Source organism: Streptococcus toyakuensis, from assembly GCF_024346585.1.
GTDB classification, from domain to species: Bacteria; Bacillota; Bacilli; order Lactobacillales; family Streptococcaceae; genus Streptococcus; species Streptococcus toyakuensis.
On record NZ_AP024523.1, the window covers coordinates 945,242 to 959,982 of the forward strand.

Here is a 14,741-nt window from a genome sequence, read left to right on the forward strand (position 1 = left end):
ATGTATAAATCAAAAAGACAAAAAAATAAATCTTTTGATTGGTATGGTTTGAGTCAACGCTTCTCTATCCGTAAGTATCATTTTGGTGTTGCGAGTGTGCTGTTGGGGACAGCCTTGATTTTGGGTGCTGCCCAAACGACTGCCAAAGCAGAAGAAACAGCTACTGAAAATAAAACAGAAGCTGTGGCATCTGCTCCAAAAGATGATAAGGTAAGTGAGAATGTCGCAACTGTGACGACACCAGCTCTCTCTGCTACGACAGAAGCGGCTGTAGTAGAAAAGCCGGCCTTGAGTGATGAGGAAGTTGCAAAATTAGCTGCTGAAGTATCTAAGAAAGATGATAAAGCATCTGAAACAGCTACAACTGAAAAAACAGAAGCAGCTGACAAAGAAAAAGCAACACTGACTGCTCCTTTAACTGACAAAAAAGCTGATAAAGCAGTTGATGAAAAAGCTGATAAAAAGGACGAAAAGAAAGCAGAAAACCCAATTACTGCTACTAAAACTGTTCTTGAGCAGCTGACATCTGAAGCAGAAGTATTGAACACAACTGCCTCAAACTTTGCGGATAAAAAGGCAGAAGATAAAGCTGGAAAAGAAGCAATCGCAACCGCAGTAGCTTCAGCAAAAGTTCAAATCGAAGCTTCTAAGAAAGCTCTTGCTGCCGGAGAAATCACTAAGGAAGAATTGGATGCCCAACTTCAACGTATTTCATCTGCTATCGAAGCTGTCTATGCTGAGATGAAACGTGCAGGACACGTAGGTAAGGTTGAAGCAGTGTTGGCGGATGGAACTACTACCAATACAGCAATCGTAGCTCCTACAACTAAGACTCCAGTAAAAAATATTAATGATTTAACAGAAGAAGAGATAGCTGCGGTTAAACGTGAAATCATGAATGCCAACCCAAGCATTACGGATCCTTCTATGATTGAAGTAGAGAAGAAAGGAAACGGAACTGCAGGTGGAGCAACTGTTACAATAAATGGTGTTAAAACTAATATTCCTTCTGGAGATACTGTTGTTGGTACTGCGGGTACAAAAAACTTAGAGCAACTTAAAAATAATATTAACTGGTTCGACTTTGCAGCAGCATCTATTACCTACTCTAATGGGACTGTAGTAGGGCCTGCAAGAAAATTAGCGCAACCTATTACTAAAACTATCACATATCCAAATGGTGATGTTGTAACAGGTAAAATCACAATGGTTCGTGCTGTTACCTATGCTGATGGTTCAAAAGGCTTAACGACTGATGATAAATTCTTAAAATCAGGAACTGCAAAATATGTCGAACATTTATACTACACGGGTGGAGCTCAAAATGATCATGAAATTTATGAAGCTTTACAAGAAGGTATGAAGTTCAATGTTAAAACGAAGGTTGAAGGCTATGCTTTAACAGCCACAGTTATAAAACTAGGTTCGAAAAATGTAGAGTCTGATCCAAATAAAACACCGGCAGGACCAGTGAATGCTGTACGTGATTATGGTGATTGGGGTTCTGATAAACAATTAGCAAAAGCACAAGCTGAGGATAAAAAATTCAAGCAAAATGCTACAAAAAATAAAACAACATTTGCTAATAACCCAACGGTTTCCGTAAATGGTGTAGCACTAACGATACCAGAATACCCAACAGAAACATTTGCCAATACAGATACCTACTATGCAAAAGCTAAAGCATACCATGAAGCGGTACAAGCATACAACAAAGCCATTGAATCTCAGAAATTATCTGCAACGAAATTGTCAGAAACTGGGTTCTCTTATGTTAATGTGAATGGTAAGGCTGTACCATCAGGATCAGCTAATCTTTATAAAAAAATTGGAGATCAAAGACATGCGGATGTCTTAATTACATCTCAAGATACTCAATGGTCATACTTAAGGAAAGCAGGACTTCCAACAACAAATCCAGATGGAAGTGAAATGCTTACTGCATTTACATCGTCTCGTGATGAATCTAACGTTGGGGTAACATTTGCACTTTCTGCGACATATAATGGTCGTATTGTAGACGTAAACGTAATTGCGGCTGATGCTGAAGAAGCAGGGCGTACAGAAATTGTTCAATTTGAAACAGATGGAACGAAATGGGAACAATTCATGGCATTAAATCTTCAAAAAGATATTGATGATAAAACAGCTAAAGGAGTTTATCCAAGTAAAGAAAGTGATGTTAATGCTGACGGACGTCTTGCGCAAGCGGGATATAATCCAAAAGATTGGGTTAACTTAGACGAAAAAGGGAAACCTATTGCATACGGAACTAATACATTTGGAGCGAACTACACATCAATGGGATCTAAAAACTCATTACCTATCGCTCTTTCTCAAAACGTTAAAACATTATCGATGTACTTGAACTCTGCAGGAGCGCAGGCAGGAACAATCGGATTCATGATTTATGATGGAGGAGATGCTCCGCAATCTTACGGTTCTGCACAACATATTATCGGGGACTTTAACAAAGAAGTTATTAAAGATGGAGTTAAAACTCAGGTAACAGCTACTCAGCCATATCTAGGTAATGTTAAAAGAGACCCAGATTTCCGTTCAACTAAAACTGACCCTTCAGGTGGATGGGTACTTGATGATTTAATCACATCAGAAAAATATAAAGAGACACCATTAGAATCAGGAAAAACAATTGTAACAACAGATAAGGGTGTAACAGGTAAATACTTATTATTACCAAATGGTAATGCTGTAATTGAAAAATCTGATAACACACGTGTACTTTTAAATCAAGGTGATGTTATTGAGATGGCGAACCCAGTATCTAAGCTTCCGATTCGTGGAGTTTATAACCACACAACAGGTGCTTTAGGTGAAGGTACTCTTGGAGATGAAGGAGAAAGCCAACTTCTTGATCCAGCGGTAGCAACTGAGTACAAATTACGTCAAGCCCAAGGTAATGAATATGTCCTTGAAGGTGTTCGTGCTAACCTAGGTGTTAATAATGATAAAGCTTATATCCGTGGATGGGTAGACTTCAACAACAACGGTAAATTTGATCTTAATGAATCTTCAGAAATCGTAGAAGTTAACCAAAATGGAACTTACAATATTAAATTCAAAAACACGCCACAATTACTAGATACCTCAGCAGATAGCTTAGGAGTACGTTTACGTATTTCATTAACAAAAGATGAGATTCTAGAACCAACAGGTGTGGCATCATCAGGGGAAGTAGAGGATTTCCAAACACATGTAGTTCACATGCCACGTGGTACTAGATATGAGACAAAAGATTATCAAGGGCGAGAACAAACAGTTACACTATCAACTAATGCGATGTTCATAGCTAATGGTAAAAATAAAGATTCTAAATTTACGAAATGGGCGCAAATTGAAAATGAGAATTTATCGCCGAAAATAGTTCTAACTGATAAGCAAGTCGCGTCAGAAGAAGCTATTGCTGATAAGTCTGGATTACCTGCAAATTATCGTGTAGACTCTACAGGCAAGGTTCATGTAGAACGAAATGGTGCCACTGTATATTCAGGAGAATATGTAACAGTAAAAGATAAAAATAATAAAGTTTTGGGTAAAGGACTTAAAGTTACAAACCCATTAACTGGGAAAACAGAATATTTATTAAGTGAGTATACAGAATATGATACTGCAGGAAATGAAGTAGGTACATATAAAGTTAATCCTGCTAATGAAGGTAAAAATACTTCTGTAGGAAATGGATTATATGAAACTACATTAACATTTAAACCTAACAAATCTTATGTTGGAACAGCAAAAGGTATTGCTGTACGTGCATGGGATGATAATAATAATTCAACTGGATGGGAAGCTAATAATGATACAATTGAGGCTTCTAAAATATCTACTACATTAGCAGAAAAAGATAAGGTTCTTGAAAATACAAACAATGGAAATAATGGTTATAAAACAATGGATACTAGTTATATTCCAACTGTTATTGATGTGAGACCAATAGGTGAAGATACTACAACTACTGATGTTCAAGGTAAAAAACAAAGTGCTAGACCTCAAATCCCAGTATATGGAACAGTGGAAACTGAAACAGGAGATAAGATTACAGATTCTAGGTATGCTGATGAATTCGAAATCATAGATAAGAATAAGAGTATAAAATTAGCGGATACTTTAGATAGTAATAAATCTTCATACGATAAAGATACTGAAGTAAGTAGGGCTACTACATTAACACTTGCTGATGGTAAGGTGGTTACGTATACTCCTGATAAAGATAAATTACCAGCGCGTGCGAAAATTGCTGAAGATGCAGATGTGGTAGTAACAGGTACAGGTTCTGTTGTAGTAAATAATGTTCGACTTGTTACTGGAAAAACTATCCCAGCGGGAGCTAGTCCAGTTGATCCTCATCCTGTTACAGCAGACACGGTTGTTACTCTAGCTAACGGTACAGAGACTACTATTTCTGCCGGAGGAAGAATTCCAGCAGGAGCTAAACTTAAAAATCCATTAGTAACAACGGCGAATAATACATGGAATAATGTCACATATAATACAGGTGATACTATACCACGAGAATCAGGTAATAAAATTTCTACCCTAGCTAAAGAAACAGCTATTAGTCAAATTGTAGGAAAAGGAGATGTTGTAAAAGTTGACGGTAAATATCGTGCAACTAACACGATTCCAGCGGGTACTAAAGTCAAGAGAATATTACCGTTAAATCAAGTTATATTACCAAGCGCAACACATCTTGATCCTACAACAGGAGCAATAACAGAGGTTCCACGTAGTTATGACCTGGCAAACACTAACGATTCTAAAGTAACAATCACAGGTGAAGGGGTATACGAACTTGTGAAAGATGCAAGTGGAAAACCAACAGGTGAAGTTACATTTACACCAGAACCTGGATTTGTAGGAAGAGGAACAGGTGTAGATTTAGTACAACCAGATATAGACTATAATGATGTTGTAGCAAATGATAAAGTTACAGAAAAATATGGTACTGATTACGGTAGAGCAAAATACACACCAATAGTAACACCAGTTACAGAAGCGTCGATTACACGTACAATTCACTATGTGTATGAGAGTGATAATGATGCAACAGCTACTAGTCAAGCTTCTTATAAAAATAATGATCCAATTTTATCGATCAATAATGAACCAGTAACACGTTCTCAAACTTTAAACTATACTCGTACATATAAAATGTTTGATGAAGATGGTGTATTAGACCAACCGATGGTAACTGCGAATACAGTTAGAGATGTAAATGGTACAGAATACACAGCAGGAACTGAAATACCTAAAGGTACTAAATTCTCTCAAGGAACATTGATTATTTCCGATTGGAAACATGGAGAAAATAACGAAGAGATGAATAGTATAGTTTCTCCTACTGTAAAAGGTTATACAGCGAATGTTGTAACTTTAGAATACAATGCTCCAAATGCAACAGGAGAAATGGCTCATATTAAAGATACTAAGGAAATTGGTACTTATAAACCGATTGATAGAAATACAAAAGATGTAGGAACGTATAAACCAGCTTCTTCTGCAATAAGATCAGACGACAAAGACAACTTCGATATGTATGTTGTTTATAAAGCTGATACTCAAAAAGCCAAAGTAACATACATCGACTTAGATGCGACAGGTGATGCTCGTATTCTTGAAGTTCAAACAGCAGCAACTGCTCCTACTACGGGTGCGGATGCGAAAACAACTTACAGTGTTCCAGAACTTCAAGGTAAATCTCATACGAAGATTCCTTACCTAACAGCTGACACAATCAAGAAATATGAAGACCTTGGTTATGAATTAGTAACAGATGACTATACAAACAATACTCAAGGTACAGCTATTGAAGGTGGACGTAAGTTTGATGATGATAAAGATGTAGACCAAGCATTCAACGTTTACCTACGTCACAAGAAAGTTACACGTAAAATTAAAGATACTCAAGAAGTAACACGTACAATCGAGTACAAATATGCAAGTACAGATGATGTACCAGCAGATAAACGTGGAACAACAGCCGCGCCAACTGTGACTGAAACACTTCACTTTGAACGTGACCGTACAATCGACTACACATTAGCTGCGAAAGAATATCCAACAGAATACGCAACTTACAAAGCGGTGTTAGATAAGAGTGGATATGATTCTCCAGAAGAGTACAAAGCTCGTGTAGTTTACTACGACCACATCACAAATAAAGCAATAGCAGCAGATGCAACAGATACTCAAAAATCAATCGTTACATTTGGACCATGGACTCCAGTAGGTGGAACATCTAACGATGCAATTACATTATCTGATGCAGAAAAAGCCAAAGATGATAAATTTAACCTTGTTAACTCTCCAGAAGTGACTGGATACACTCCAGATAACGCTACTGTAGAAGCAACTGCAGCAATCGATGCAGAAGCAGATGACTACAAGATCACAGTACTTTACACTCCAGTTGCTCAAAAAGCTGTAGTTAAATTCGTAGAAGTAGATCCTACTAATACAGATAAAGTAATTACTCCAGGTCTTGCAGATCCAATCGCAGTAACAGGTAAATCAGAAGCAGCTTACCCAGCTACAACAGCAACTTCAGTAACAGATAAGATTGCTGAACTTGTTAAGAAAGGTTACGAATTAGTAAATAACGGATTTGTATCAACTGATAAGTTCGATAAAGATGCAGCAGTTGATCAAGAATATGTTGTGAAATTCAAAGCTAAAGTAGTTGATATTCCATCATTTGATCCAACAAAACCGAAGAGTGATGATAACCCAAGACCAATTCCAGGTAAAACGCCAATCGATCCAAATAATCCAGATGGACCAAAATGGACTGAAGCACTAATCAACGCAGTAAAAGTACAAGAAGAAGTAACTCGTACAATCAAGTATGTATACGAAGATGGTACTCCAGTAGCTGAATCTGATCTAACAAGTGTAGCTGATAAGAAAGTTAAAACACTTAAATTCACTCGTCCTGGTAAGATTAATGTAGCGACAGGAGAAATCACATACGGAGACTGGTCAGCGAACCAAACGTTCGAAGCTGTAACATCTCCAGTATTAGAGAAATACACAGCGGCAGTTGCAGGAGTAACTCCAACAACAGCTAATGTACCAGAGAAAACTGTAGCGGCTACAGATAAAGACTTCGAAGAAGTAGTAGTTTACAAAACTAAACTAATCACAGTTGATCCAAAAGCTCCAAATTATAAAGAACCTAAGAAAGATCAGCCAATTAATCCAAGTGATCCAAATGGACCAAAATGGACAGATGAACTACTTGCGAAACTTAAAAATAATGAAGAGGTAACACGTACAATTACGTACACTTACTCAACAGAAGCAAGTGAATTAAACCAAGCTGAAAAAGATGGAAATAAAGGTGGAACTAATGTAGTAGAACCAGTTACTACAAAAGTGAACTATACTCGTGTAGCTAAAGTAAACCCAGTAACAGGAGAAATCACTTATGGAGATTGGGAAGCTAAAAATAACGATACTACATTAGAAGGAAATGCTCTTCCAGCTGTAGCTGGATATGTTGCAACAGGGGATGTAGAAACATCTGTTAAACCTGTAGAAAATGTTAAGGCAGAAGATAAAGATATTACGGAAAAAGTAGTGTACAAAGCACTAGGTAAATATGTACCAGTTGTACCAGCAGGATTCAATCCTCCAACAATTCAAAATCCACAATATCCAAATAATCCAACAGATCCTACAAAACCAGGAACACCAACAACAACGATTCCATATGTACCAGGAACTACACCAGTAGGACCAGATGGACAACCGTTGACACCAAAAGTACCAGGTGATCCAAAACAAGGATATGTACCACCAGTACCAACAACACCAACTGGAGACACAACAATCGTTTATACGAAAGATGGTTCTCAAGTAGCAGTAACTAAATTCGTAGATACAACTGGTAAAGGACTAGAACCTTCAGTAGTAGATACTGGTGATACAGGAAAAGCTTTCACTAAAGATGCAGAAGTAACTGCAGCAATCAATAAGATTTTAGCTCGTGGATATGAAAAAGTAGCCAATGTAAATACAAGTGAAAAAGATTATCCATCAACAGATGCTGAAAAAGTATTTGATGCTGATGCGTCAACAAACCAAGAATATACAGTAACATTCAAACCGATTGTTAAAGATATTCCAACAGATCCAACTACTCCAGGTTATGTGAAACCAGAACCAGGACAACCAGTAGTTCCAGGTGACAATAATGGACCAAAATGGCCTGATTCAGTTAAAGACTTGAAGACAACTGAATCTGTAACACGTACTATCAAGTATATTTATGACGATGGAACTCCAGTTCCAGATGCTAAACTAGGTGCAGATGTACCAGGTAAGAAAGTTCAAACTCTTGAATTCACAAGAACAGCTAAAGTTAACCTTGTGACAGGAGAAATTGAATATGGAACTTGGACACCTAAAACAACAGCTGATTTTGAAGCAGTGACAACACCAACAATTGATGGATATACATCAGCATTAGTAAGTAATCCAACAACAAGTGATGTTCCAGCTAAGACAGTAACAGCTGATGCAGCGGACTTCGAAGAAGTTGTAGTTTACAAAATAAAACAAATTACAATTGATCCAAATGATCCAAACTTCGATCCAAATAAACCAGTAGATCCAAACAATCCAGACGGACTAAAATATAAAGATCTTAAACTAGCTGAAGAAGTAAAACGTACAATTACGTATACTTATGCAGATGATGTAGCAGATACTGCTAAACGTGGAACTGAAGCAGAACCTAAACATGAAACTACAGTAAGCTTTACACGTACAGCAACAGTTAATGCTGTAACAAAAGAAATTACTTACAGTGAATGGACGGCTAAAGATAACGATACAACTCTTGAAGGAAAAGCAACTATCCCAGTTAAACCTGGATATGTAGCTACAGGAGATGTAGAAGCATCTAAGAAAGATGTAACGGGTGTTAATGCAACGGATAAAGATATTGTTGAAAAAGTTATCTATAAAGATTTAGGTAAATTTGTCCCAGTTGTTCCAGAAGGATTCACTCCTCCGACAATTGAAAACCCACAATATCCAAATAATCCAGATGATCCTACAAAACCAGGAACTCCTACAACTACGATTCCATACGTACCAGGAACTACACCAGTGGGACCAAATGGAAAACCATTAACTCCGAAAGATCCAAACGATCCAAAACAAGGATATAACCCACCAGTGCCAACGAACCCGACTGAAGATACTACAATCGTTTATACGAAAGATGGTTCTCAAGTAGCAGTTACACACTTCATCGAAGTAAACAGTGAAACTGATAAGACTGAAAAAGGTGGAGTAGCCCAATCAATCGTTGATACAGGAGATGCAGGAAAAGCATTCACGAAAGGTGCAGAAGTAACAGCTACAATCGAAGCTCTGAAAGCTAAAGGATACACAGTTGTTGAAAATAATTACCCAACAGATGGTAAATTCGACGCAGACTCTAAGACTAACCAAGAATTTAAAGTCCTAGTAACTGCTAAGCCAATTACTGTAAATCCAAACGATCCAACTCCAACTAAAGATCAACCAATTGATCCAAATAATCCAACAGGACCAAAATGGACTCCAGAGTTAATCAAAGAGTTAGAAGATGGACGTAAAGAGGAAGTTAAACGTACAATCAAGTATGTTTACGCAGATGGATCAAAAGCTGCTGATTCAGTTCAAGAAACTAAAGAGTTCAAACGTTCAGCAACAATCAACCCAGTAAGTGGTAAGATTACATTCGGAGATTGGTCACCAGCTCAAACATTTGAATCTGTGACTTCACCAAAAGTTACAAACTTCACTCCAGATAAAGAGTCTGTACCAGCGGCAGAAGTAACAGCAACTGCTGAGGATATTAATGAAACAGTAATCTATACTACAAAACCAGCAAATATCGATCCATCTAAACCAACAGATCCAAATACTCCAAACGTTACTCCGAAACCTGAAGATAAAGTACCAAATGATCCGAAGGGACGTACTTACAAAGAATTAGGATTAATCGAAGAAGTAACTCACACAGTTCACTACAAACTAGCTGATGGATCAGATGCGGGTATCCCTGATAATGTACAAACATTAACATTTACACGTACTGCTGACCTAGATCCAGTAACTGGAGCAGTTTCTAACTTCTCTGACTGGAAAGCTAAAGGCGATGACACAACAATCGATGCTATAACAACACCAAACAAACCTGGATATGTAGCTTCAGCTGCGACATCTACAGCTCGTGAAAATGTTCAAGCTACGGATAAAGATAGTGAAGAAACAATTATCTACCGTAAACTTGGTTCATATGTACCGGTAATTCCAGAAGGAGTAACACCTCCAGCAGGAACTGATTTAACACCAAAACCATATGAAACTCCAACTAATGAAGATCCAACAAAACCAGGAACACCTACTGAAACTCCAGTAGTACCATACATCCCTGGTACAACACCAGTAGGACCAGACGGTAAACCATTAACTCCGAAAGATCCTAACGATCCAACTAAAGGTTATGAAGTACCGAAAGTACCAGAAGACCCAACTCAAAACACTACAATCACGTATGTTAAAGATGGTTCTCAAGTTGCTCTAGTTCACTTCATTAAAGCTGATGGAACTGCGGTTCACGTTTCAGTTGCAGAAGCAGGAGACACAGGTAAAGCAATTAAGACAACAAACATCGATAACGTTAAAGCTGAATTAGAAGCTAAAGGTTACGAAGTAGTTGCGCCAACAGATGCAGCTTACACAGCAGAACGTGTAGCATTCTACGCAGAAGCTAACCGTACATTTGATGACAAGGATGACAAAGGTAATGATGGAATTAGTCAAGTTTACTATGTAATCGTTAAAGAGGGAATCACTCCAATCGATCCAGATAAACCGCTAGATCCAAACAATCCAAACACAACTCCAAAACCAGGAGACAAAGTACCTGGAGATCCAAAACAACGTACATACGAACAACTAGGATTACTAGATGAAGTAAATCGTACAATCAACTACAGATACGCTAATACTGATAAAGTAGAAGAAGCTAAACGTGGTCAAGAAGCTGCAGCTACTGTAGAACAAAAACTTCGTTACTCTCGTAAAGGTGATTTAAACAAAGTAACAGGTGAAATCACTTATACTTCTGATTGGACTGAACCTCAAACATTAGCTGAAGTAACATCACCAGTTATCGACGGATACGTTGCGGATATTAAAGCAGCTGAAAAAGTAGAGAACGTAGCTCACGATGCAGCTGATTCTGTAGTAAATGTTGTTTACACACCACTAGGTAAATATGTACCAAAAGTACCAGAAGGATTCGAAGTTCCAAAAGTTGAGAAACCTCAATATCCAAACGATCCAACAGATCCAACTAGACCAGGAACACCAACAACAGTGATTCCTCACGTTCCAGGAACAACTCCAAAAGATCCAAATGGAAATCCACTGAAACCAGTAGATCCAAACGATCCAAGTAAAGGATATGTTCCACCAACACCTGAAAATCCAACAGAAGATACGCAAATCACTTATGAGAAAGATACTCAAAAAGCGAAAGTAACTTATGTGGTAGAAGGAACAGGAACAGTACTTCACACAGATAACCTAGAAGGTAAATCTGGAGAACCAATCGAGTACAGTACAGTAGCTAAACTTGCTGAATTGAAAGCTCTAGGATATGACCTAGTAAGTGACGGATTCACAACAGCTACAGATAAGAACTACGATAAAGATACAAAAGTTGATCAAAGCTTTGTAGTAACAGTTAAACCACACGTTGAGCCAATCAAACCAGTAGATCCAGAAAATCCAAATGATCCAAATAAACCAAAACCGGGTGATCCAATCGATCCTAAGAACCCTGATGGACCAAAATGGACTGAAGATCTAATCAAGAAGATTGATACAACTCGCCACGTGAACCGTACAATTAAGTATGTTAACGAAAAAGGTGAGGAAGTAGCTAAGAAAGTAACTGATAAAGTTACATTCAATCGTGAAGCTAAGATCAATTCAGTAACAGGTGAAATCACTTACGGTAACTGGACAGCTAAAGATGGAGATACAACATTCGATAAAGTTGAATCACCAGTCGTTAACGGATACATCCTGAAAGATGCCAAACAAAAAGAAGTAGCAGCTACAACAGGATTAACTGCAGACTCTAAAGATGAAAACATCGAAGTAGTTTACACTAAACTTGGTTCATGGGTACCGAAAGTACCAGAAGGTGAAACACCAATTGATCCACTTCCATATCCAAATGATCCAACAGATCCAACGAAACCAGGAACACCAACAACAGTGATTCCTCACGTTCCAGGAACAACTCCAAAAGATCCAAATGGAAACCCACTGAAACCAGTAGATCCAAATGATCCAAGTAAAGGATATGTTCCACCAACACCTGAAACCCCAACAGAAGATACTGAAATCACTTATGAGAAAGATACTCAGAAAGCAAAAGTAACTTATGTGGTAGAAGGAACTGGAACAGTACTTCACACAGATAACCTAGAAGGTAAATCTGGAGAACCAATCGACTACAGTACAGTAGCTAAACTTGCTGAATTGAAAGCTCTAGGATATGACTTAGTAAGTGACGGATTCACAACTGCTACAGATAAGAACTACGATAAAGATACGAAAGTAGATCAAAGCTTCGTAGTTACAGTTAAACCACACGTTGAGCCAATCAAACCAGTAGATCCAGAAAATCCAAATGATCCAAATAAACCAAAACCAGGTGAACCAATCGATCCTAAGAACCCTGATGGACCAAAATGGACTGAAAATCTAATCAAGAAGATTGATACAACTCGCCACGTGAACCGTACAATCACATACGTTAACGAAAAAGGTGAGGAAGTGGCTAAGAAAGTAACAGATAAAGTTACATTCACTCGTGAAGCTAAGATTAACTCTGTAACAGGTGAAATCACATACGGTAACTGGACAGCTAAAGATGGAGATACAACATTCGATAAAGTTGAATCACCAGTCGTTAAAGGCTACATCCTGAAAGATGCCAAACAAAAAGAAGTAGCAGCTACAACAGGATTAACTGCAGACTCTAAAGATGAAAATATCGAAGTTGTCTACACTAAACTTGGTTCATGGATTCCAAAAGTACCAGAAGGTTCTACACCAGTTCCTCCGGTTACGTATCCAAACGATCCAAAAGATCCAACTAAACCTGGAACTGATAAACCTAAAGTGCCTTATATCCCAGGAACTACACCGGTGGTGCCAAAAGATCCAACTAAACCAATTAGTCCGGATAACCCACTAGTTCCATTAACACCAGTAGATCCAAACGATCCAACTAAAGGATATGAAGTACCACCAGTACCAACAGATCCAGGAACTGATACGCGAATCACTTACGTAACTGATAAACAAAAAGCTATCACTAACTTCGTAGATGAAAAAGGTAAAGTAGTATCAACTCCAGTAATTGATGAAGGTGATTCAGGAGCTAACTTCACTAAGTCTAAAGTTGATGAAGTAACTAAGACTATTGAAAAACTTGAAAAAGCTGGTTATAGAGTCGTTAAGAACGAGTTCCCATCTAAAGATACAGATAGAGTATTTGATAAAGATAAATCTGTAGATCAAATCTTCACTGTAACAGTAGCTGAAAGAATTATTCCAGTTACACCAGGTAAACCAATAGATCCAACTGATCCAAACTTACCGAAGAATCCAGATGGAACACCTGTGACACCATCTACACCAGAACCAGGTAAACCAGTATTCCCTAACGATCCAAACAGCCCAGTATGGCCAAATACTGTGAAAGATCTTGTAACTGAGAAATCAGCTACACGTACGATCAAGTATGTAGATCGCAATGGAAACGAAGTTTCTGAAACTCGTGTTGAAACAATCAAGTTCACACGTGAAGCGAAAGTTAACTTAGTAACTGGTGAAATCACATATGGTGAATGGACAACAGATCGTAACGATAATATCTTCAACGGTTACCCAGTACCAGTTGTGAAAGGATACATCGCTAAAGCTGGTGATCTAGAATCATCAACTAAAGATGTACAAGTAACTCCTGATACAATCAAGGATATCAATGAAACAGTGATTTACGATAAGTTAGGTTCATGGATTCCAAATATCCCAGGAACACCAACAAATCCAATCACATATCCAAACGATCCTAAAGATCCAACTAAACCAGGAACAGATAAACCTAAAGTACCTTATGTACCAGGATTTATCCCTGTAGACCCAGAAGGTCAACCATTGAAACCAGTTGATCCAAACGATCCAACGAAAGGATACGAAGTACCAGAGGTACCTGGTGATCCAACGCAAGATACACCAATCAACTACATTCCTAAGGATCCTACACCAAATCCAACTCCATACCCAGGTCCAACTCCAGCTCCAACTCCTAAACCAGAGCCTAAGCCGGAACCAAAACCAGAACCAGAAACTCCACAACCTGTAACACCTGCAGATAATGGAGATAACAATGGAAATAATAATGGAACTCCAACAACTCCAGCTCAACCAGCAGAGCCTTCTACACCTCAATACATGGATGGTCAACGTGAACTTCCAAATACAGGTACAGAAGATCATGCTAGCCTTGCAGCACTTGGACTTCTAGGAGCCCTAAGTGGATTTGGATTGATTGCTCGCAAGAAAAGAGAAGATGAAGAATAATCATTTTGCTCCATATTAAATTCTAACTTGCAATCAGACAAAGAAAGAACTTG

1 protein-coding gene is annotated in these 14,741 nt (G+C 38.1%); it reads left to right on the forward strand.

Annotation, left to right across the window (positions count from 1 at the left end; all coding sequences use genetic code 11):
- Positions 1-14,688, forward strand: coding sequence for a mucin-binding protein (locus STYK_RS04875; RefSeq protein ID WP_261805337.1), 14,688 nt, complete (start codon positions 1-3; stop codon positions 14,686-14,688).
- Positions 14,689-14,741: the final 53 nt, after the last annotated feature.

Bases quoted from the DNA above. Each gene is read 5' to 3' on its own strand.
- STYK_RS04875 (WP_261805337.1), top strand. From the start codon at position 1: ATGTATAAATCAAAAAGACAAAAAAATAAATCTTTTGATTGGTATGGT.